At 41.1% G+C, this 22,480-nt stretch carries 20 protein-coding genes; 7 read left to right on the top strand and 13 right to left on the bottom strand.

The annotated features are described in order from the left end of the window. Window positions 1–25 precede the first annotated feature (25 nt). Window positions 26–1,198, top strand: coding sequence for an exodeoxyribonuclease V (locus HXT53_RS06185; RefSeq protein WP_421780205.1), 1,173 nt, complete (start codon window positions 26–28; stop codon window positions 1,196–1,198). A 219-nt stretch (window positions 1,199–1,417) separates the two neighbouring features. On the opposite strand, the gene HXT53_RS06180 is transcribed toward HXT53_RS06185, so the two are convergent. From HXT53_RS06180 to HXT53_RS06165, 4 genes are all read right to left on the bottom strand, one after another. Then, complete coding sequence (locus tag HXT53_RS06180) at window positions 1,418–1,591, bottom strand: hypothetical protein (protein WP_004110365.1); 174 nt, start codon at window positions 1,589–1,591, stop codon at window positions 1,418–1,420. After that, window positions 1,588–1,881: a DUF2089 family protein gene (locus HXT53_RS06175; RefSeq protein WP_004114263.1), complete on the bottom strand. Its 294-nt coding sequence runs from the start codon at window positions 1,879–1,881 to the stop codon at window positions 1,588–1,590. The genes HXT53_RS06180 and HXT53_RS06175 overlap by 4 nt, the downstream gene beginning before the upstream one ends. Before the next feature lie 285 nt (window positions 1,882–2,166). Continuing rightward, complete coding sequence (locus HXT53_RS06170; protein ID WP_004114264.1) at window positions 2,167–3,618, bottom strand: ATP-binding protein; 1,452 nt, start codon at window positions 3,616–3,618, stop codon at window positions 2,167–2,169. A 286-nt stretch (window positions 3,619–3,904) separates the two neighbouring features. Next, window positions 3,905–4,174 (bottom strand): type II toxin-antitoxin system RelB/DinJ family antitoxin, encoded by a 270-nt coding sequence (locus tag HXT53_RS06165; protein WP_004114266.1) that lies wholly within the window; start codon window positions 4,172–4,174, stop codon window positions 3,905–3,907. Window positions 4,175–4,395: 221 nt separating this feature from the next. Here HXT53_RS06165 and HXT53_RS06160 point away from each other — a divergent pair, with 221 nt between their 5' ends. Continuing rightward, window positions 4,396–4,683, top strand: coding sequence for an addiction module antidote protein (locus HXT53_RS06160; protein ID WP_004114268.1), 288 nt, complete (start codon window positions 4,396–4,398; stop codon window positions 4,681–4,683). Between the two features lie 177 nt (window positions 4,684–4,860). Here HXT53_RS06160 and nrdF read toward each other — a convergent pair whose 3' ends face one another. The 4 genes from nrdF to HXT53_RS06140 all read right to left on the bottom strand — a co-directional run bounded on the left by nrdF (window position 4,861) and on the right by HXT53_RS06140 (window position 9,133). Then, complete coding sequence (gene nrdF / locus HXT53_RS06155; RefSeq protein ID WP_004122777.1) at window positions 4,861–5,940, bottom strand: class 1b ribonucleoside-diphosphate reductase subunit beta; 1,080 nt, start codon at window positions 5,938–5,940, stop codon at window positions 4,861–4,863. 82 nt (window positions 5,941–6,022) lie between these two features. Next, window positions 6,023–8,245 carry a class 1b ribonucleoside-diphosphate reductase subunit alpha gene (nrdE, locus tag HXT53_RS06150; RefSeq protein WP_421780202.1) on the bottom strand — a complete coding sequence of 741 codons (2,223 nt, stop codon included), beginning with the start codon at window positions 8,243–8,245 and terminating at the stop codon, window positions 6,023–6,025. 72 nt (window positions 8,246–8,317) lie between these two features. Next, window positions 8,318–8,818, bottom strand: a complete 501-nt coding sequence (nrdI, locus tag HXT53_RS06145) for a class Ib ribonucleoside-diphosphate reductase assembly flavoprotein NrdI (protein ID WP_421780200.1) — start codon at window positions 8,816–8,818, stop codon at window positions 8,318–8,320. A 54-nt stretch (window positions 8,819–8,872) separates the two neighbouring features. After that, a complete protein-coding gene (locus HXT53_RS06140) occupies window positions 8,873–9,133 on the bottom strand; it encodes a glutaredoxin family protein (protein WP_004124343.1) in 261 nt (86 codons plus the stop codon). 430 nt (window positions 9,134–9,563) lie between these two features. Here HXT53_RS06140 and gndA point away from each other — a divergent pair, with 430 nt between their 5' ends. Further along, the gene (gene gndA, locus HXT53_RS06135; RefSeq protein ID WP_064623611.1) at window positions 9,564–11,024 is read left to right on the top strand and encodes an NADP-dependent phosphogluconate dehydrogenase; all 1,461 of its coding nucleotides are present in this window, start codon (window positions 9,564–9,566) and stop codon (window positions 11,022–11,024) included. A gap of 247 nt (window positions 11,025–11,271) precedes the next feature. Here the strand turns inward: gndA and pgl are convergent, their stop codons facing one another. The 4 genes from pgl to HXT53_RS06115 all read right to left on the bottom strand — a co-directional run bounded on the left by pgl (window position 11,272) and on the right by HXT53_RS06115 (window position 17,198). Next, window positions 11,272–12,093: a 6-phosphogluconolactonase gene (gene pgl, locus HXT53_RS06130; protein ID WP_004114279.1), complete on the bottom strand. Its 822-nt coding sequence runs from the start codon at window positions 12,091–12,093 to the stop codon at window positions 11,272–11,274. A 33-nt stretch (window positions 12,094–12,126) separates the two neighbouring features. Continuing rightward, the gene (locus tag HXT53_RS06125; protein ID WP_004114280.1) at window positions 12,127–13,080 is read right to left on the bottom strand and encodes a glucose-6-phosphate dehydrogenase assembly protein OpcA; all 954 of its coding nucleotides are present in this window, start codon (window positions 13,078–13,080) and stop codon (window positions 12,127–12,129) included. Next, complete coding sequence (gene zwf / locus HXT53_RS06120) at window positions 13,077–14,657, bottom strand: glucose-6-phosphate dehydrogenase (protein WP_415696993.1); 1,581 nt, start codon at window positions 14,655–14,657, stop codon at window positions 13,077–13,079. Before zwf ends, HXT53_RS06125 begins: the two co-directional genes overlap by 4 nt. 96 nt (window positions 14,658–14,753) lie before the next feature. Next, a complete protein-coding gene (locus HXT53_RS06115; protein ID WP_174190779.1) occupies window positions 14,754–17,198 on the bottom strand; it encodes an acyltransferase family protein in 2,445 nt (814 codons plus the stop codon). Window positions 17,199–17,626: 428 nt separating this feature from the next. Here HXT53_RS06115 and HXT53_RS06110 point away from each other — a divergent pair, with 428 nt between their 5' ends. After that, window positions 17,627–18,121, top strand: a complete 495-nt coding sequence (locus HXT53_RS06110) for an inorganic diphosphatase (protein ID WP_004105658.1) — start codon at window positions 17,627–17,629, stop codon at window positions 18,119–18,121. 100 nt (window positions 18,122–18,221) lie between these two features. On the opposite strand, the gene HXT53_RS06105 is transcribed toward HXT53_RS06110, so the two are convergent. Next, entirely contained in the window at window positions 18,222–18,947 is a 726-nt protein-coding gene (locus HXT53_RS06105; RefSeq protein ID WP_004114286.1) for a hypothetical protein, read from the bottom strand. Between the two features lie 189 nt (window positions 18,948–19,136). Here HXT53_RS06105 and HXT53_RS06100 point away from each other — a divergent pair, with 189 nt between their 5' ends. From HXT53_RS06100 to HXT53_RS06090, 3 genes are all read left to right on the top strand, one after another. Then, on the top strand, window positions 19,137–19,910 hold the full coding sequence (locus tag HXT53_RS06100) for a response regulator transcription factor (RefSeq protein ID WP_004114288.1): 774 nt from the start codon (window positions 19,137–19,139) through the stop codon (window positions 19,908–19,910). 31 nt (window positions 19,911–19,941) lie between these two features. After that, complete coding sequence (nth, locus tag HXT53_RS06095; protein ID WP_004116115.1) at window positions 19,942–20,643, top strand: endonuclease III; 702 nt, start codon at window positions 19,942–19,944, stop codon at window positions 20,641–20,643. A gap of 238 nt (window positions 20,644–20,881) precedes the next feature. After that, a complete protein-coding gene (locus HXT53_RS06090; protein ID WP_101886620.1) occupies window positions 20,882–22,429 on the top strand; it encodes an ABC transporter substrate-binding protein in 1,548 nt (515 codons plus the stop codon). Window positions 22,430–22,480: the final 51 nt, after the last annotated feature.

Here is a 22,480-nt window from a genome sequence, read left to right as displayed (position 1 = left end):
AATTAACGTGTAAAAGTAGGTAGTTATGAAATTATTAACGCGTATGATCAATTTTTTGCCGCATGATGCTTGGCAGAAAATTGGAATTGGTGCAATCATAAGTTGTACTTTGATTCTTGAAATTTGTTCCTATAATAATCTTCATTACTACTCTAATTGGCATGCAATTACAGTTGAAATAGTATGGATTGTAATCTGCTTATGCATTGCAATATGGCCACGTAAAGCATCTTTTATTGTGCTCATTTGGATGCCGTTGGTAATTGTTGCACCCAATATCAACTATTCATCTATGATGCTTACCATATTGATTTGTTTGGCAATTGCTGTAATTACTCAACCTTGGTACACCGTGCTTGCTTCTTGCGGAGTTTCTTCATGGTTCTTTATTATCTGCGATTTTCAAAACGCTTATGTGTTGGGGTGGTGGCTTCTTATCACTCTTATTTCTAGCGCAATCGTAAAATACTATATTTCTACTATTCACCAGCAACAGGAACAGTTATTTGCGCAACGTTACAACGTTTTTCAAAAATATGCCACTATTGCGGCAATTCGCATGCACGATGAAGTAACTAATGAGCTTTCCAGTATTATGATGATGGCACAACAATCTATTGAACCTCAAACGACTCATGACCAAGAGCATGAAAATTCACGAGAGATTCTTCAATGTGCTACTACAACTATTCATAAAGCACGCAATATCATTTCTTTTCTTGACAATGCTACAACTGCAAGCACTGGTGATGTTATGCAATCTACTACATGTTATAAAGATTTTTGCACAGGCTTACGTGTTTTATTTGACTGTGAACAAAAGTCATTTGAAAAGCTTGGCTATATTGGTTCCATTGACTTGAGTAGTGATTTAACTGCTGAAGATTCTCGATCAATGCGTTTGCCTTTTGAAGAATGTGCTCAAATTGAATATATTTGTCGAGAACTACTTGCAAACGTAAAAAAGCATGCTGCAAAACCTAAAGAATATGCTATGAATGTAATGCTTAATGACCATGAATGTCATATTACGTGTATAAATAGTGCGCAACGCGGTATTCTTGCTAACTTGCAATTAGGATATGGACTGCGTCTTCATAAGATGCTTGCGGAACGCGTTGGCGGAACTTTTAAAGTTATTGAAGATGACGATTCGTGGATTATTAATGTACACCTTCCGCTTCATGTAGAGAAATAGCCATTATGCAAGAATAATTAATTATTGTGCTTTCTTGCGATTTAATCGAGTATTTGGACGCTTTTCAATCGAGTATTTGGACGCGCCTTTGTGCAGCAGATGCAAGTAAGCGGTTAATATGTGATGCAGAATGCTGTTTCGTTGCTATTTTATATCGAGTTATCGTGGCAAAAATTGCAAATCTAGCAAAAACTGCCACGATAACTCGGTTTTTGTGTTTTATAAGTCCTGTAACGCAATTCTTTTATCTTCTGCAGACTGCTTAGATGACTTATCGTCCTTTTTAAGAGAATGCGCATATCGAATAAGACTTCTTGCAATAAAGAACACTAAAGCACATATAGCAAGTGCGATAAGAATGTCAATTATCGGACCAAATAATGCATAGCTCATGATTCATCCTTTCTTTTTCTATATTCGTTTATGAGTGTTCGAGCTGTGTCAACATCGTATTTATCGTCAATAGCAAGACTCTTTACTAAAAGAACGAACGGGTCTTCTGGTTCATTGTCGCTTATACGCAGTTTTTCAATGAGCCTGTTAAGCCTGATTCTCATCGTTGGGTAAGAGACTTGATACATTTGCGACATTTCTTTTAACGATCCAGACGATAATACAAAGTTCTTTATAAACGACATGTCTTCGTCTGTGAGATTAGCCATCCATCTTGGAATATGATCCATATCACCCCTTTCTTCAGCCTATAAACTTTAATTAAATTAAACTTTTATTAAAAATATTAAAGTTGCTGTATGAGTTTGTCAAGAATAAACATGGGAAATATGGCACAAAGCGACATTTTTATGTCGCCAAAATTGTCGTTTTGTCGCAAAAATAATAAAGATATATATTTACGTAACATATGAGAAGATGAAGTTATCGTGACAAAAATTGCAAATCTTATAAAAACTGACGCGATAACGCGTGATTTCGGCTGCGCGATATAGTACGTAACTATTGTCGCGCAATCAGTTAAAAAACATTGTTTGTGCGTCAACGAAGTTGATGATTGTTTTAGCATGACGAGGATTGTAAGAAGTTGGATGTTTTGTAAACAACATAAATATTTTCTTATAATCGCTATTTTTTGCATTCTCAACTAAAGTTGCGCGCTGCAACAACTTGCTCACTGCTTCAGCTTCGTTAAGATTATTACGCCACTTACATTCTGCAATAAGAAGCTGCTTGTTAATATCGTCTTCTGCAACAATATCAATATCGGTTTGCTCACGAGCAATAGGATCCGCACCCCACCATTTACCTAACTTAGTTGGCAAAAAGTCCATTCCGTCAACTTTGCATTGGTGCACAATCCACTGTTCGCACATTTTCTCAAACTGTTGACCTACAAAAGTACTAAACGCTTCATGCTCACCGCCAAGAACACTACTTGCGGCAGCGTGTGAAAGTCCGCGTTCGATCAATCCTTTATTAGGCGCTACAAACCTATACCAATACGCAAAGAATGGGTCACAAATCTGCCATAATCCTTTTTTGCAATGAAGTGGATTCATGCCAAATGGAATATTTCTTTCAATTAATCCAAGGCCTTCTAATGTTTTCAAATACACGTTCACTGATGTAGCTGGCAATCCAATGCGATCCGATATTAAAGTCGGAGTATTGCATCCCGTAGCAAGAGCATTTAGCACACTATTGTATGTTGAAGGATCGCGCAATTCCTGGCGCATGAGCATGTCTGGTTCAGCGTACAAAATTCCCGAAATGTTAAAGCATAATTGCTCAAGATTTTCCGCAAACGAAGACTTATTATCTAACTGCTCTATATAGTATGGTGTTCCTCCAAGGGATGCAAAATAGTTGATTTTATCTTCCCAAGTAGCATTATTTGGCATAAGCTCAGATGCTTCAAAAAGATTAAATGGTTGCAAGCGAATCTGTGCGGTACGTCTTCCATAAAGCGGACTCTTTTTGCCAAGCACTTCACTTTCCATGAATCCTTCGTTACTGCCGCACAAAATAAGAGTCATGTTCGCGTTTTTAAATTTATGATCTATTGCGACTTGGAATGTTGACGCTAAGGATTTATCTGCTTGAGCTGCGTACGGAAATTCGTCGAAAACTAGAATAAGTGGAGATTTAGGAGCATTCTGGTCTACGGCGTTAGATTGTTGCGCAACAAAATCGAGAGCGTCGTTCCAATTATTAAACGATCCTGTAGTTGACGGTAGATTGAAGAAGTCGTACACAGTGCGCGAGAAATCACGCAAATTCTCGATATTAGTTTGCTCGCGAGCAGTAAAAAGTATTGCGTGCTTATTTTTACAGAATTGTGAAATAAGCGAAGTTTTTCCTATTCGTCTTCGACCATAAACTATTGCCATCTGGAACGAGTGTTTGCTGTTCTCATATAATTTTTCAAGTACTTGTAACTCGTCTTGTCTGCCAACAAAAACCATATTCCACCTGCCGTTACGCCAATAATTGCAATACTTTTCAGCGCATCTTATTGCTGCTGAATCTGCACTCTAGTTAATATAATCGCGATTATTATAATCATAATTATAATAATCTAAATTATATTATTTTTCAATATGCTCAACGCAATCATGCGTTATCGTGACAGTTTTTGCTAACTAGAATAAGTCGTCATGAGATCCTAAGCGTAGGAATATAATGCAATCTTCTTTAACTTGATACAACAGTAGAACATCTCGCAGATAGATTGGACTATAAAATGGCGGTTTAGGCATTGCGCATCAGCTCAGCAAAATCGTCAACAGTACCTGCAGCTATTGGTTTTTCTTTCATAGCTTCATCAATAGAGTGCTCATATGGAGAACTTTCAAGTGAAAATGGGAAACGTTGCGTATTTACAATCTGATACAAAAATAGGTTGACTGCTGAACTCATATCAAGACCATAATGTTCAAGAACTTGCGATGCACTATCTCGTATTTCTGGATTAACTCTTACACTTAATCTGCCTGTTTTAACCGTTTTTGTAGAAGTCATGTCGTTTCCTTTAAGCTTAGAATCATAAATTTGTTATTCGTGCTTTGCTTTATTGTAGCAGACATGTAGCACCCAACGTAATGCCAAAGTAGCGCCATTGTGTACACAATTATTACAAAATAACAAGTTATCATGGCAAAAATTGCAAAATTGTATCCTGCAGGATAAAATATTTTTATGGAGATACTTAAAACAGATGAGTATCGCAATTGGATGAGAAAATGGTAAATATAAGTAAATGGGATGCGAGTGAGTATCTTGAGAACGATGATGATGTTATTGCGTATCTCAATGCTGCAGCAGAACTTAACGATCCTCGCTTGTTGCAAGCCGCTATAGGCGATATTGCAAAAGCTAGAGGAATGAAAGAAATTGCTCAAAAAGCCGAGGTTGGAAGGGAAAGCCTTTACAAAAGCTTAAGACGAGACGGCAATCCCAGCTTCCAAACTATTGCGAAGGTTGTTCAAGCATTAGGTGGACGTATTGCAATAGAACCAGCAAATGTGTGACGCACACAGTTATCATGGCAGAAAATGCAAATCTTATAAAATCTGCCACGATAACTCAGTAAGTACGCGGATATTTAAAAATAGTTCCAAAACGGAAATATTCTTAAATAATTAAATAAAAAAGGTTGCTTATGAAAGTGCATAAGCAACCTAATTAATTAGTAAAGCGACTAGCGACTAGAAATCCCAATCGTCGTCGTCGGTTTCAACAGACTTGCCCATAATGTAGCTGGAACCAGAGCCAGAGAAGAAGTCGTGATTTTCGTCGGCTGCAGGAGATAGAGCCGCAAGAATCTCTGGGCTTACGTGAGTTTCTTCTTCGCTGTACTTAGCAGGGTAGCCAAGGTTCATCAAAGCCTTGTTAGCGTTGTAACGAACGAAGTCAAAAACGTCATCGTGGAAGTCAAATCCTTCGTAAATCTGACCAGAATACTCAACTTCCAAATCATACAAAGTATCAAGCAAGTTCATAGTGAACTTTTCAAGATTCTTCTTGTCGTTCTCGCTTCTAAGCTCCAAACCGCGCTGGAACTTGTAGCCAGAATAGTAGCCGTGAATTGCCTTATCACGCAAAATCAAGCGAATCATGTCGGCAGTGTTCATCATCTTACCGCGAGAAGCAAAGTAAAGCGGAAGATAGAAGCCCGCGTAAAGAAGCAGCGAAGAAAGCATAGTTGCAGCAATCTTGCGCTTAAGCGGATCTTCGCTCTCGTACTCACAAAGCACGGTGGTAACGCGCTGCTGCAAAACGTCGTTGCCAACAGCCCAACGATAAGCTTCGTCAATCTCTTCGCTAGAGCAAAGAGTGGAGAAAATAGAGGAGTAGGAGCGAGCATGAATTGACTGCATAAAAGCAATATTCGTGTAAATAGCCTGCTCGTGCTCCGTGCGAGCGTGCTCAATCTGGCAAAGCTCACCAATAGTTGCTTGGCTGGTATCAAGTAAAGTCAAGCCGGTAAAAACGCGAGTAGTGGTCTTGCGCTCAAGATCGGTGAGGGAACGCCAAGAAGGAATATCGTTGCTCAGCGGAACCTTTTCTGGAAGCCAGAAGTTAGCAATAAGACGATTCCAAACGTCCAAATCCTTGTCGTCAACAATATTGTTCCAATTAACTGGGCGCACGCGCGATCCGTGATTATAGCGATACTGAGCTGGAGTGATGGAAGCTGCCATCATAGCGTCATCTGCGATTACGCGATTTGTGCCGAAAGGCTTATCGAGGCTACTTCTAAGCTCGGTTGGGCTGAGTTCTGTCATAATTACTCCTGATCTTGTGTTTACGTTTTATAAAATTTTTAAGTTTTTGATTTGGCGTTCGAAAGATTTGCAGCCATAAGATTTACAGCGTGCAGCTTACGCAACCCTCGATTTCCGTACCTTCCAAAGCCTTCTGGCGAATACGAATGTAGTAAAGAGTCTTAATTCCCTTACGCCACGCATAAATCTGAGCTTTGTTCAAATCGCGAGTAGTCGTAGTGTCTGGGAAGAACAAAGTAAGCGACAATCCCTGATCCACATGCTGAGTTGCTTCAGCGTAGGTGTCAATAATCGCCTTCCAGCCAATCTCGTAAGCATCTTTAAAGTACTGCATATTGTCGTTTGTCATGTATGCGGCAGGGTAGTAGACGCGTCCAACTTTTCCCTCTTTACGAATCTCAATACGGGAAGCAATCGGGTGGATTGAACTCGTGGAATGATTGATGTACGAGATTGAGCCAGTTGGAGGAACAGCTTGCAAATACTCGTTGTAAATGCCGTCGCGCAAAATCTCATCGCGCAACTGCTCCCAGTCTGAAACAGTTGGAATCGCAACGTTAAAACGAGCAAACAAATCGCAAACCTTTTGAGTTCTAGGCTCAAGCGAGCGGCTGCCATCAGTGTACTTATCGAAGTAGTTTCCTTTGCCTGCAGGCTTAGCGTAAGCGCTCGTCTTAAAGCTTGCAAAAGCAGTCCCGCGCTCTACAGCCAAAGAGTGAGAAGCCTTATAAGCGTGGTAAGCAACCGTCATAAAGTACATGTCTGTAAAGTCAAGAGCTTCATCGCTTCCGTATTGCATGTGCTCACGAGCAAGGAAACCGTGCAAATTCATCTGACCCAAGCCAATAGCGTGGCCTTCCGCGTTTCCGCGACGAATCGAAGGCACGGAATCAATCGAAGTGTGCTCGGAGACAGAAGTGAGTGCGCGCACAGCCAAATCAACGCTTGTACCCAAGTCACCGTCCATCGCCTTAGCAATATTAAGCGAGCCAAGATTGCAAGAAATATCGCGACCAACGTGACTATAAGACAAGTCGGCGTTATAAGTGCTTGCCTCTTGAGTTTGCAAAATCTCGGAGCACAAGTTGCTCATAGTAATGCGGCCTTCAATAGGATTTGTGCGATTTACAGTATCTTCAAACAAAATGTAAGGGTAGCCAGACTCAAACTGAATCTCCGCAAGCGTCATAAAGAATTCACGAGCGTCGATGTACTTCTTGTGAATGCGAGGATTTGCAACCATCTCATCGTAATGCTCAGTAACAGAAATGTCTGCAAAAGGCTTGCCATATTCGCGCTCAACGTCGTAAGGGCTAAACAAAGCCATCTTTTCCTTACGCTTAGCAAGCTCAAAAGTAATATCTGGAATCACAACACCCAAAGAAAGCGACTTAATACGAATCTTCTCGTCCGCATTCTCGCGCTTAGTGTCCAAAAATCGCATAATATCTGGGTGATGTGCGCTAATATACACGGCACCAGCTCCCTGACGAGCGCCAAGCTGATTAGCGTAAGAGAATGAATCTTCCAAAAGCTTCATAACAGGCACAACGCCACTTGACTGATTCTCGATTCGCTTAATAGGAGCGCCAAGCTCGCGCAAATTCGTAAGCAGAAGAGCCACGCCGCCGCCGCGCTTAGAAAGTTGCAAAGCAGAGTTGATTCCGCGTGCAATAGACTCCATGTTGTCTTCCAAACGCACGAGGAAGCAGCTCACAGCTTCTCCGCGCTGAGCTTTACCAAGATTCAAGAACGTTGGAGTGGCAGGCTGGAATCGGCCTGCAAGCATCTCGTCCAAATAGTTGAGCGCTGCTTTTTCGTCTCCGTCTGCAAGCTCCAAAGCTACGGCAGCTGCGCGCTGAGCGAAGTTTTCCAAATATTGCTTGCCGTCGAAAGTCTTCAAAGCGTAAGAAGTGTAGAACTTAAAAGCACCCAAGAATGTGCCAAAAGTGTGGTGAGCAGATTCCGCGTGCTCGTAGAACTTATCTAGAAACTCGCTGCTATACTTGCTGAACACGTTTCCGTTGTAGTAGTAGTTGCTAATCAAATAGTTCAAGCGCTCATGAGTTGAAGCAAACTTCATGCTGTGTTCTTGCACGTAACCCGAGACGTAAAGCTTTTCTGCTTCCTGATCTTTATCAAACTGAATACCTTTTTCTGGGTCGAAAAGACCGAGCATAGCGTTAAGAACGTGGTAGTCGCGGCTGTTGCGAATGCGCTCTGCTGTGCTGCTAGCAGTGTTGGTGTCGTCAGTGTGATCAAGATTAAGCGAAGTAGATTCGCTCATCGGATCCGTGCTATTCATGGTGTTTATTCCTTTCCTCGTGCGTTAGTTTTGCTTTTCAAACGCTGTTTTTTGTTGATTTTGTTTATTTGTTTATTTCGTTTCTTCTGTTTCTTTTAATTGCCTTAAAAATTTTGGTATTCCCTGCGCTACTTTTTCAATATCTTCTTGAGTTCCTGTAAGTTCAAACGAATACATATTTGGTATTGCGCATTTTCCTGCGATTTGACCGCCTGCAGCGCAATATGCGTCACCAAAATTCGTATTTCCAGAAGATATTACGCCGCGAATAAACGAACGATTTTCGCGATTGTTTAGGAATTTGCGCACTTGCATTGGTATTGCTTTCTTAATATTTCCGCCGCCGTAAGTTGGAACAATCAAAACGTATGGTTCGCGCACGTGCAATTCTGGCTCTTTTGGTCGAAGCGGTATGCGATAAACGTTCACATTGTTGCTTGGAAAATCGCAATTTTTTACGAATCGTAGTGTGTTTTCTGATACGGAAGAAAAATAGACTACAGCTCCGATTGATTCGCCTTGTGCGCGCGCTTCTGGCTCGCTTGGTTGTGACATATTTTCTTGATCACACATTTTTATGCTTCTTGATTGCTTTGATTATCTTATGTATTTTGATTGTTGATTGCTTTAATTGTTTTTATTGCTTTGATTTTCGTCTTCTAGTTGACTTGCGATTTGCGCAATCAAATCTGGGCGATACCCACTCCACGACGAGTTTGGAGTAATCACCACTGGCGCTTGGCGATATCCTGCAGCGCGCAACTGGTCTAAAGTAGAAGGGCTTTGAGTTAAATCTACTGTTTCAAAATTCACGCCTAGCTTAGTGAATTGACGTTTTGTGGCATCGCACTGCGGGCAATGTGGCTTGGTGAAAACTGTAATAGTCACGGTCCTTCTCCCTTCGTTGAGTGTATTCTAAGTCTTTTTTCTTTATGATTATTTAAGTTTGTGCTTTTTGGCACGATTTAACAGTTTACTACCACTTAACACTATTTATAGTGGCGTGTTGTATGTCTAATCCCTATATTTAGTGTGTCCAAATTTTGGCTATCACGCGTGTCTGTAAGATTTAAGCGGTATTTATGTTTTTTTAATAGCGACTAATAAAAGTAAAAATGTAATCTTTATCACAAAATTGCCATTAACGCGTGGGCTATGTCGTAGGCTTTGTGATCGTATGAATGACGCTTGTGCATATAGGTAGATAAACTTAAAAAAGTGTGTTTTGATTGGTTAAGTGTTAAAAATAAAGCAATCATAAAATAATAAAACGGTTATAAATATTACGGTTATAAATATTAAAAGATAGAGGTGCAAAATGGCGGAAAATCAAGCTAGAGCAAATATTGGCGTTGTTGGCTTGGCTGCAATGGGATCGAATTTAGCGCGAAATCTTGCGCATCACGGGAATACAGTTGCTGTTTATAATCGTCATTATTCGCGCACAGAAACCTTGATGAATGAGCACGGCAGTGAAGGTGCTTTCGTTCCTGCTAAAACTGTTGAAGAATTTGTTGCTTCGCTTAAGCGCCCACGCACTGCAATCATTATGGTAAAAGCTGGTGCTCCTACAGACGCTGTTATTGAAGAGCTTGCAAACGCTATGGAGCCAGGAGATATTATTGTTGACGGCGGAAACTCCTACTTTGAAGACACAATTCGCAGAGAGCGTAACATTCGCGCGCGCGGTCTTCACTACGTTGGTTGCGGTGTTTCTGGTGGCGAAGAAGGCGCGCTTCGCGGTCCTTCGATGATGCCAGGTGGCACGGAGGAGTCTTGGAAGACTCTTGGCCCTATTTTAAAGTCGATTGCAGCTGTTGCAGAAGGTGAGCCTTGTGTAACACATATTGGCACCGATGGTGCTGGTCACTTTGTGAAGATGGTTCACAATGGCATTGAGTACTCGGATATGCAACTTATTGCCGAAAGCTACGATTTAATGCTTCGCGGCTTGGGCATGAAGTCTGACGAAATTGCGGACGTGTTTAGCGAGTGGAACAAGGGCGAGCTTGATTCTTATTTGATTGAGATTACGGCAGATGTGCTTCGACAGAAGGATGCTAAGACTGGTAAGCCTTTGGTTGAGATGATGGTGGATCACGCTGGTATGAAGGGCACGGGTACTTGGACTGTGCAGTCTGCGCTTTCTCTCGGAATACCTGTAACGGGTATTGCTGAAGCTGTGTTTGCTCGCGGACTCTCAAGCCAAGTTGCTTTGCGTGAAGCTGCCGAAAGCCAAGGTTTGACTGGTCCAGATATGCATTTTGATTTTAGCGATTCTGAGCGCAAGGCGTTTATTGAGGATATTCGCCAAGCTTTGTACGCTTCTAAGATTGTTTCTTACGCTCAGGGATTCGACGAGATTGCAGCTGCTGCAATTGAGCATGATTGGAAGATTGACCAGGCTGCTGTTGCTCGCATTTGGCGAGGCGGATGCATTATTCGTGCACAATTCTTAAACCGCGTTTCCGAGGCTTTTGAATCTGGGCAGGCAAGTGTTTCCTTGATTTTTGCTCCTTACTTTAAGGATGCTATTGAAAAGTCTCAAGCTGCTTGGCGCCGTGTTATTGCGCGCGCAGTTGAGCACGGGGTTCCTGTGCCAGCATTCTCTAGCTTGCTCGCATACTACGATGGCTTGCGTTCCAAGCGTTTGCCAGCTTCGCTTATTCAGGCTCAGCGCGATTTCTTCGGCGCTCACACTTACGGTCGTATTGACGAGCCAGGAGTATTCCACACTTTGTGGGCAGAGCCTAATCGCCCAGAAGTAAAGCAGGATTAAATCAAAATAATATTTATAACTAACATGCCTTTGCATTATTATGCAGAGGCATGTACTCTATTCTGATCTTTTTTAGCATATTTTATTGCTGAATTTTACTAATATTCTTAAATTGATTGATTTCCTTGATATTTCAATGGTTTTATGAAGATTTTCCCAAATGCGCCATGTTTTAAACATGCTATTTTCGCATTTGCGCCAATTTATGTAGCGCATTTAATTTTTGACTTGCTGAATATTATGCAGATTACTGAATTGCAGCGTGCAAAGTTTCTGCGGTGGTTAGCCATGCGATTTCTTCCGTGCCGTTGGCAAAAGACGCAGGATAATCTGGGTTATTATCCGAAGAAAGCGCGTTCATTAAAGCTTTTCCTTTTTGCTCTCCAGCCGTTAAGAACCAAGTGCGGCGGCTATGAGCCAGCACGGGTGCGCTAAGAGTTAATCTCATTGGCGGTTGCTTAGGGGAGTGATTCACGCCTAAAACTATGCGATCGCGATTATGAATTTGCGGCAATCCTGGGAAAAGTGAAGCCATATGTGCGTCTGGTCCCATGCCAAGAATTGCCAAATCAAACACAGGCTCTTTGCCTAGTAAACCTATAATTTCTTCTTCGTAATCGCGTGCTGCTGCGTCTAAAATCGCATTGTTTTCAGCATCGCCAGCATTCGCCACTTCTTGCGCATTGCGATCATCTGCAGGCATTTCGTGAATATGAGACTCCTGCAAAACTTTGTGATCGCTAAGCATATTAAGAAGTAGCTCGCGAGCCTTGAGCGCATTGCGATCGTCGCTGTTATAAGCTACAAAACGTTCATCTGCCCACCAAATATGAACATTGGACCAGTTGATTGCTGGAAGCAATGGGTTGCTAGCTAACATTTGAAACATGCGAATAGAATCTGTTCCACCTGTTAGCAAAAGATGGAATGGCTTATTAAGATTTTCAACATTGTTTTGCCATTGCATAATCAAAGTCACAAGTTTTTGCGCAGCAACAGCAGCTAGAATATCTTGATTATCGTAGCCGTACACTGTTGCGTTATGCGCAAATCTAAAATCTTCAGCCATAATGAATCCTTTTATTATTTTTTACCCGTTGTATTAAAGTTCGTTATCTTGCATTGTGCAACAATCTGCGTGAACAAGTTGAGCATAGATCTCATCTGGATCGATTCTACGCAACTCCTCACTCAAGCAATCTTCTAAAGATCTAATTGGCATTGCAATTGGCTGTGTTGCTTGTCCTGGAAGACTTATCATTGCTTGTTCTTCTCCAGAAGGACGAGTCAAAGAAAGCACGCCATCTTGTCTTTTAAGACTTACCTCCGTAATTGCATGCGCACTCGAATCCTCAACAATTTCAACAGGAACATTAAGCGATATTTTTAGCCATTGTGCGAGCAAATGCATCGGAACATAATGCTTTGGACCGCTAACCTTAGCGCTAATAACAGGTAAATGCGGAGGCTGATCAAGCATAGAAGCTAGCATTGCACGCCAAGGAGTAAGACGAGTCCAAGAAAGATCAACATCTTTAGAAGACCAGTTTTTGCGCAAATTTTTCACAGTTTCAAGGGTATTGTCCGCATTTTGAGCATCAGTGATTCTGCTACTTGCCATAGTTCCAAGCAAGTCCTTAGCAGGATTTTCTGGTGCATTTGTAGGCCACCACGCAACAATCGGCGCGTCTGGAACAAGCAGAGGAATAACAAGCGTATCTGGATGTCGAACTAAGCCATTATGAGGGTAGAGAATAATGATTTCCCCAGCTCCAGCATCTGCGCCAAAGCGTACTTGCGCGTCTAAGTTTGGCGTTTCTTCGCTTTGTGAATCTGCTATATTGACTTGTGATTCGCGAACAATGGCAATAACTCTACAAGGGTGTTCGCGACTAGCTGCATTTGCTGCTCCCAGTGCGTTTTCAAGATCTTTAAGAGTGGTGTCAATAAGAAGAGTTAGCACGCGTCCAGTTGCAGATTCTCCACGCTCTTCGTGAAGCTCGTCGATTTTTGCAGAGATTTTAGACGTGTTTGTGTTAGGAAGATTAATAATCATGGCAGCCTCCAATGGCGATTATCGCGAGCAAGCATAGCGTCAGCTTCCGCTGGACCCCACGTTCCAGCACGGTATGGCTGAGGCTGTGTACCAAGCGAACTCCAAAAATCTTCAATAGGATCTAAGATTTTCCAACTTAAATCAACTTCTTGTGTAGTTGGGAAAAGCGGTGGCTCGCCAAGTAAAACGTCTAGAATAAGGCGCTCGTAGGCTTCTGGAGAGTTTTCTGTAAAAGATCTTCCATAACTAAAGTCCATAGAAACATCGCGAACTTCCATAGATGTTCCGCCTGGCACTTTTGCGCCAAATCGCATTGTTACGCCTTCATCTGGCTGAACGCGAATCACAATCGCATTACTACCAAGTTCGCGCACAGCAGTGGACTCAAAAGGCAAGTGTGGAGCGCGCTTAAAAATCACGGCAATCTCTGTAACGCGCTTTCCTAAGCGCTTGCCGGTTCGCAAATAGAACGGAACTCCAGCCCAGCGACGAGTGTCTACGTCTAAACGCACGGCAGCGTATGTTTCCGTAGTGCTATCCGGGCTAATTCCTTGCTCTTGCAAATATCCAACGGCTTTATACGATCCTTGCCAACCTTCTGCGTATTGACCTCTCGCAGTATTTGTTGCTAAATCTTTAGGCAAGCGTATAGCAGACAAGACCTTAGTTTTTTCAGCCGTCAAGTCACTAGCACTAAAACTTACTGGCTCTTCCATAGCAGTAAGAGCCATTAGTTGCAGCAGATGATTTTGAATAACATCTCTGGCTGCTCCAATCCCATCATAATATCCAGCTCTGCCGCCTATGCCAATATCTTCTGCCATAGTAATCTGAACGTGATCAACATAATTAGCGTTCCAAATTGGCTCATACATTGCATTTGCAAAACGAAAAGCCAGCAAATTTTGCACAGTTTCTTTGCCTAAATAGTGGTCTATGCGGAATACAGAATTAGGGTCAAAAACCTCGGAAACTACGCGATCCAACTCTTGTGCGCTTGTTAAATCGTGACCAAAAGGTTTTTCTATTATCACTCGTCTCCACGCGTTTTCGGAGGAATGTGAAAGCCCCGATGCTGCTAACTGCTGTGCCACAACAGGGAAGCTAGAAGGCGGAACCGACATGTAAAACGCGTGATTTCCGCGAGTTCCGCGATCTCTGTCTAATTCGCTTACTGTTTTGCTTAAGCGCTCAAATGCGCTTGCGTCGTCGAATGTTCCGCGAACAAAACGTATGCCTTTAGCAAGGTTAATCCATGTTGATTCACGAAATGGTGTGCGGCAATGTTGTTGAATATTTTCACGCACAAAGTTTACAAAATGTTCATCTGTCCAGTCGCGTCTTGCGAAGCCCGTTAAACCAAATCCAGGTGGCAAAAGCCCTCGATTCGCCAAATCGTATACGGCTGGCATAAGTTTTTTGCGCGCTAAATCGCCAGTAATTCCGAATATTACTAAACTACATGGTCCTGCAATACGAGCCAAACGCAAGTCTCGTGGATCGCGTAGCGGATTTTTCCAAGCTGTTGTTTCTTCGCTATGCGCAGTCGAGAATATTGTGGTTCTTAATTCAGTCATGTATACCATCGTAATGTTTCGACTTGATTTGCTGCGCAGGACTTACCAAAATTTGCGCAGGACTTACCATGATTCTCACTAGGATTTACCAGTAAATTATCCTCCGCACACGGCTAGTCTTATCATTTGCGCGTATTGTGGACCTCCAATAGGAGTCAAATGTATTCCATCGTCTGTTAAGAATTCGGAGTGTCCTGCGCTTAAACCATACCAGTCTATTATTCCAACGTTTTTGCGTTTCGCTGCAAAAGCGCGCAGTCTTGCGTTTGTTTCGTCTTGCCAAGGCTGTGGAACACGGGTTGTTACAAAATACACTGGTTTGCCGCCTGTAACATTTACCATATTTTGCAAAACAGATTCGTCTCTAGGAGGTCCGTTTGTTCCAAGCTCATAGATTACAACGCTTCCAGGGTGTTTCCCAACTAAATCTTGCTGATAATCTTCCGCTCCGTGGAATATTTGTCTGCTCACTTTTCCGTCAATCCAAGCGTTTGGTAATGCTTGCATAAGGTATGGTTTTGCGCCTTCTGTTACGGAATCTCCAACCATTGTTATGTCTGCAGTGCAAACATTGCGTTTTGAGTCTATTTTCCATGGTTTTGTATTTATGTTTTCTGGCACTTTTTCTGCAATCGGGTTGAGAATCCTATGGTCAGATGGTTTTGTTGGAAGCGTTTGTTTTTCTATGTTCTCGCGCTTTCCGCCTGTTTTTTTCTTCGTATTAGCGGAATTTTTTTCTTGTGCAGTTTTGTTTTGTGCAGTTTTGTTTTGAGTATTCGCGTCTTGCGCGTTTAATTCTGGTCTTAATTGTATAGCTCGCGCTTGCGCAATACTATTCCAGTTAACTGGCGCTGCAATTATTGCTAGCCCAACTATTGCACAAATCACTATTACCGTTCTTCTTAAAACAAACGGCAATCTTATATTCTTACTTTTAACGTTTAACGTATCTGAAGATAAATCAGGAGATAAATCAGGGTTTTTCGCGTCGATATTGTCCGAGATAATATCGTCTTTCTGGCTAATACTAAAGGTTATATGCTTATTTGCAAGAGGCATCTCGAATATTCTGTAAAAAACCTCTGCTGCAATAATAACTATTACGCATTGCCCTGCCTGTTCCCAAAGAGTTATCTGTGTGGTTCTTGTAGCAGGGTTTAGTATTTCTAGAATAGGGAAGTGGACTATGTAAATCGCAAAAGATCTTAGACCTATATATTTCAGTGGAGCAATTTCAAGTATTTTAGTGCAAATACTATTTTTCTGTAGGCAGGACCACATTAAAATCGCGCAAACTATTGCGAATATCGTGTATCCGCCGTAAACAATCCAGGTTTTTGAACCGTCTTCTTTCAATAAGCACCATAGAATAAAAATTAACGCAGCCAATCCTATAATCGATTTTTGTAGTGTGCTTAGAGGTTTTTGAAGAGTTTTTGCTATTTTTGCGAATTTACCAGATTCTGATTTATTTTTTAGATCAGTTTTTACTTTATCAGTGTTTTCTGATTCGTTGGTTTGTTGCCACTTTTCCCCAGCAATTTCATTATTAGATTCATCGGATTCGTCATATTCGCCATCTTTATCAGATTCCATCATGTTTACTTGCAATCCTGCTAGTAAATCGTCTGGTATCGAGGCTTCTGAGGATTGGCTTTTATTTTGCGTATTTTGTGTATTTTGCGCTTCTATCTCTGATGAATCCTCTATTTTTTCGATTTGTGTTTTTTTGCTTTTGTTTCCAACAATATATTTACAAGCATCTGCAATAATTTTGATAATGGAACGTTCGCTAAACCATGTGCAATACATTGCTAGTAATGCACCAATTAAGAATTCTCCAGCTCGAGTGTCAATAGAGTAATACACGCGCGCAATGGTTTGGCCATCTCCATAAAAAATCGTAATTGCTAGGTTTGCCAACGAACATGCAAGCATAAGAATCGCCGTAACGCACATTCTTACAAATTTAGAGTGCACAATTTTAAGAATCACCCATAGTATAATCGGCCAAAATACAAAGATTTGCATAATAAGTCCCAAATACCAAAGGTGTTTTATTGGGGATGGTAGTCCTGATTGTTCAAAGTAAGATACTTTTCGCAAAATATACGCCATATTGCTTGTAAAGCTAGCGCCTGTTAGTGCGTCAGATTGTAGTTTTGTTAAAAGACTTGGTGAAAATAGCCACATTAGTGGGGCGCTCAGAGCAATAATCCCTATAGTAGATGGCCAAATTCGTTTTACGCGTTTAAACAAGTATTTTAAGTAGGCGAATATTTTAGACTTTACCGGTGTTTTGGTTTGTTCGCTGGTTGCTGGCGACTTTTGCGCATTTGATGTTTCAAACATTTTTAGCAGAGATACAGTGCTGAAGTATCCAGCCATAACAAGAAACATTGTTACTCCCAAGAATCCTCCTGGAAGTACTATTGGACGTAGGTGGAACGCTACAATCGCAATAACAGCAATAGCACGCATGCCATCTATTGCAGCGTTGCGTTTGCTTGTAGTGTTAGCTGCGTTGTTTATCTCTGTCATTTTGCCTGCAACTTGCTAATACGTGGTTTAATTTTGGTTGTGGACATGATGTGGGTATGAATTGTTTTATGACTAACATCGCCCAAAACGTAGTCATATTATCTACGTATTAAGACACTGTAGTTAGTTATAGCGTGTCTTAGTTTTTCCCTAGTTTTTCCTTGATTTTTCTTATGTTTTTTGCAAGTTTTATGAAATTTTTTAATATGGATTTAAATATTTTTCAAGGTAATTATTCGTTTTTATTAAGATTTTTCTCTGCTATTTTTTAGTGCGGTTGCTTTCGACTTTTGTTTGCTAAAATGCCAATGTTATACAACGCGTTTTACGTGCTCTTTGCTGCGCGCTAGAGTTAGACTGAACAGTCTAATTTAGGTGTATAAACGTTAGATTGATAAACAGTGTGTTTTACGCATTAAGGAGTAAACATGGCAGAAACATTCAATGTTGTGGTAGAAATCCCACGCGGATCCAAGAATAAGTATGAAGTTGATCACGAAACTGGTCGCGTTTTCTTGGATCGTACCCTTTTCACAGCTATGGGTTATCCAGATGATTACGGTTACATTGATGGAACTTTGGGCGAAGATGGCGATCCACTCGATGCTCTTGTTATGATTCCAAACTCTGTGTTCCCAGGATGCGTTGTTGAGTGCCGCGCTGTTGGCTTGTATCACATGGTTGACGAAGCTGGCGGAGACGATAAGGTTTTGTGCGTTCCAGCAGATGTTCGTTTCGACGACATCAAGGATATTGATGACGTGAATGAGTATCACAAGGCTGAAATCAAGCACTTCTTCGAGCAGTACAAGGCTTTGGAGCCAGGTAAGGAAGTTCTTCCTGGTGACTTCTGGGCTGGAGTTGAGCAGGCTGAAAAGGAAATTGTCGCAGCTCGCAAGCGTCTTGAAGAAAGCGAAAAGTAGTTTTCGATATTAGTCGCGAATCTTCCGAGCGTTTTAGAAACGCGTTTGCTAGTGTCTAACACATTTTTATGTGTTAGACACTTTTTTTATTCTAAAAAATTTAAGCGATTAGTAGCATTCCTAAACCAGTTGCGTAAACAACCATTCCGCCCATCATCACGGGAATCAAGGCAGTACCAACTTGTGGCAAAAGCATGTCAGTATTGTATTTTGCATCTTTAACCCAAAGATGAGAAAGTCCAGCTAGAACAATCACGGCAAGCAAACCCAATACTGCTACCAGTATGCCAAGTTCTAGAATACGCACGGAGAATGTGAAACGAATAATCGAAGGCAAAAAAAGCCATCCTGGAAGAGCTGCACAAGCGATACTTGCTGTAAGAGAATGTGAAATATTTCTTACCAGATTAGATCTCTCTTCCCTAAGCATTTGACGACCAAAGCTAACAAAAGTTGCAGCAACAAGAATTAGAGCAAAGCTAACAGCCCAACGTTCATATGGGTGAATAGCTGCAATGAACTTATCCATACTAACTTCTGTATTATCTATTACGCTGCTAGGAAGCCAACCTTTTAAAGCTAATGTCGCGCACCACATGGATGCGATTCCGGCAAAAAGCGGAATAGCTTTATCTGCTGTAGAACCTTGTAACGGCCAGAAAGTAACTAGAGCAAGAAGAATAATCACGCAAACGGTTATAACGGCTTTTGTTGTTGCTATTGGCAGAATGGCTGCAATTGCTAAAAGAGCTATAGCAACGAATTGAGTTACAATAATCGTAATGTGATTGTGCATTGCATTATGTGCGATGTTATCGTTGCTCATATTACGCTCCTATCGCGTTTTATAAGATAATTTTAATAAAATGTTTAGCCGTATTAACTTATTTTATATGTAAGCGTACACTTGCATGCTTCGATTCTTATTAAGTATCTTAAGTATGGATTACAATTCTCTTTTAACAGCTTGATTTTGAATTTGTTATTCAATTCTATGCGTTCTGGAGGTATCAATATGACGGATATTACATTGATGACCTCTTGTGCCGCGCCTGCAAAAGTTTTGCCATCTTTGACTCTACTTTCGCATAGAGTGCGAGTGCTCCCAATGGAACCGTCTAGTATGCTTAAGATGCCAGAAAACACTATTCTTCTTGTAGATGCTAGAGAAGATTTGTCTTTGGCGAAATCTTTATGCTCTATTGTTCGTGCTTCTAATTTAACAATGTCTGTTATCTTAATTCTTACAGAAGGCGGATTCACGGTTGTTAATGCATCTTGGGGTGTTAGCGATGTTATGCTAACAACCGCTTCTCCAGCCGAAGTAGAAGGCAGACTTAGACTAGCTTCTCAACGGGGTGGGTCGGCTGAATCTACTTCTAAAGAACATGTAGCTGATTCTGGTAGCGTGGAAATTAACAGTAGCGGTCAAATGTGCTCTGGGGATTTAGTCGTAGATACGCAGAGTTACACGGTTAGTTTGCATGGAAAGCCTATTGATTTAGCGTATAAAGAATTTGAGCTTCTTAAATACTTTGTTCAGCATCCTCGGCGAGTATTCACTCGTGCTCACTTACTTCAAGAGGTTTGGGGTTACGATTATTACGGTGGAACTCGTACAGTAGATGTTCACATTCGTAGGTTACGAGCGAAATTAGGCGTTGAATATGAGCATGTTATTGGAACGGTTAGGAATGTTGGGTATCGTTTCGATCCTTTAGAGTCTCAGGATGAAGTTGTAGATTCTACAGATTCTGATAATAATGATTCGTCGGCGGCTTCCGACTAGAATTCCTGTAGCGGATTAGTGGTTTATTATATTGGTTAAATTACAAAGCGTGAATAGTAGTCAAGAATCATCTTCCAATTCTAGAAAATCTAAAAAAATCGCTAGGATGAGCGAAGAGTATAGGATTTTATGCGAAGAAATACCGAATCCAAAGTGTGCATTAAATTTTACAAATCCATTTGAACTACTAATAGCCACTGTTCTTAGCGCACAAACCACTGATAGACGTGTAAATATTGTAACGGAACAACTTTTTAGAACTTATCCTACGCCAAAAGATTTAGCGCGCGCACCAATATATAAGGTACAAGAGATCATCCATCAACTTGGATTTTATAGAGTAAAATCGCAGCATATTATAGAGCTTTCGCAAAAACTTATGGACGATTTCAATGGTGTAGTTCCAAATAATATGGATGATCTTACAAAACTTCCAGGTGTAGGAAGAAAAACAGCAAACGTTGTATTGGGCAATGCTTTTGGTATCCCAGGGTTTCCAGTAGATACCCACGTTATGCGTGTGACGTCAAGGCTTAGATGGAGAAGCGATTGGAAAATCGCTAAGTCAGATCCTATAAAAGTTGAGCGTGAAATTACATCTTATTTTCCGCCAGAAGAATGGACTAATTTGTCTCACCGCCTTATTCTTCATGGTAGAAAAATATGTACAGCTAGAAATCCGCATTGTGCTGACTGCCCTCTAAGATTTCTGTGCCCATCTGTTTCGTTGTAGCTATGTTGTAGTTATGTTGTAGTTATGTTGTAGTTATGTTGTAGGTTTTGTCGTGGATTTTGTCGTAGCTGCGTTGTGGTTGTCGTAACGGATTTTTCTAATATCTCATATAATTAACTTTTAGAATATTCTTAGGGTATTTTTAGATTATTTTCTGCATAAATTCTACGTATGATTCAATCGATGATATACACTGTTGGCTATGTCTGAATTTGAAAGATACTCATCTGGATCACATATGAGAAAAGCACGTTATGCAAAAAAAGCTAAAAAAGGCGTGTCCTCGTGGGTTATTTTTATAGTCTTAATTGCCATTATGTCTGTTGTTGCATGGGGTGGATGGCGATTTTTAGATGGAAGATCAATAGTTCCAGAAAGTATTGTTCCAGCATCAGGCTCAGTTTTAAAAATAGGCTTGCGTACAGCCCCAGCATCCTTAGATATTAGGACTGACGACAGTGATTCACTGCAACAAGCTCTTATTGAAAACGTTTATGAAACGCTTATTAAACGAGACGGCAATAATGCTTTAAAACCAGGTCTTGCTCAGTCTTGGAGCGTATCTTCCGACGGTTTGAATTATAAGTTTAGGATTCGTTCAGGCGTGAAGTTTGCAAATGGAGACGTAATGGACTCTGGCTCCGTACTGCAATCACTTCAACAAGGTATTACAAAAAGCTATCCAGGCTATGAAAAGTTGACGAATATTACAAGCGTATCTAACTCAGGACCTGATATTCTAAACATTTCATTAAAAATGCCAGATCCATTACTGCTGCGAAGATTAGCAGGTAGAGCTGGAATTGTATATGACACTCGCGCTTCATTAAACTACGCTTCAGACGCTATGGGAACAGGACCTTTTAAAGTTAACGGCTATAGTAAAGGTTCAGACCTTGTTCTTGTGAGAAACGACAAATATTGGGGTACAGCATCTGGCTGCGCTAGCATAACTCTTAAATACTTTAATGACGATACATCTTTAGCAAATGCCATGCAGAATGGCGATATTCAAATGGCTGTTCCTCTTGATGGCAATGAAAACAAACGTATGGCGTCAATGCCAAATACTCAACTTGTTGAAGGTCAGAGCACTAGAATACGAATGATTGCTTATAACACTGGAATATCGTCTATTTTCTGCGATCAGCACGTTCGTAGGGCAAGCAGTTACGCAATGGATGTAAGCACTGTTTTATCGGCTGATCCATTTGGTGGTCAAATTGTGCGCGGACCAATTTCCCCATTGTCGCCAGGATACGAGGATTTAAGTGGCACTTATCCACACGATCCTCAAAAAGCTCGATCTCTATTCTCATATTTCTCTGCTGCCTACCTTGGTAAAATTACATTCCTCGTACCTCTTGGAATGAGCAATATTGGTAATGCGCTTGGTTCTCAGTTAAACGCTACCGGCGGTTTCCGTGTGAATGTCGAAGAAGTAGATGAGAACACTATGAAACAGCGAATTCATGATGGTAAATATGACTTAGCACTCACATGGATGAATCACACTTTGGATTCTGGAGCGTATGCAGATACAAAGTCTACTTATTTGTTCCAAGATCATGAGTCGCAGAAATATTTTGCACAGGCAATGAAATCAACCAATGCAGAAGGATATGAGTCAAATGTCAAACAGTATGCTAAAGAGTTGAATAATTACGCTGTTTCGAACTGGATGTATGCGCGAAAGAGCATTGTGGTAGCTAAATCTAATGTTAGTGGATATCCTACAAACATGACTGATCAACTTTTACCATTGCACGATGTAAACGTAAAATAAATCCAAGATTATTTCAGGAATATAAGTGCGTGTGGTTTGGGATTAGTCGCC

This window comes from Gardnerella sp. KA00390, from assembly GCF_049244075.1.
Lineage (GTDB): Bacteria > Actinomycetota > Actinomycetes > Actinomycetales > Bifidobacteriaceae > Bifidobacterium > Bifidobacterium vaginale.
The sequence above is the reverse complement of the archived record's forward strand: the minus strand, read 5'-3'. Positions and strand labels throughout refer to the sequence as shown.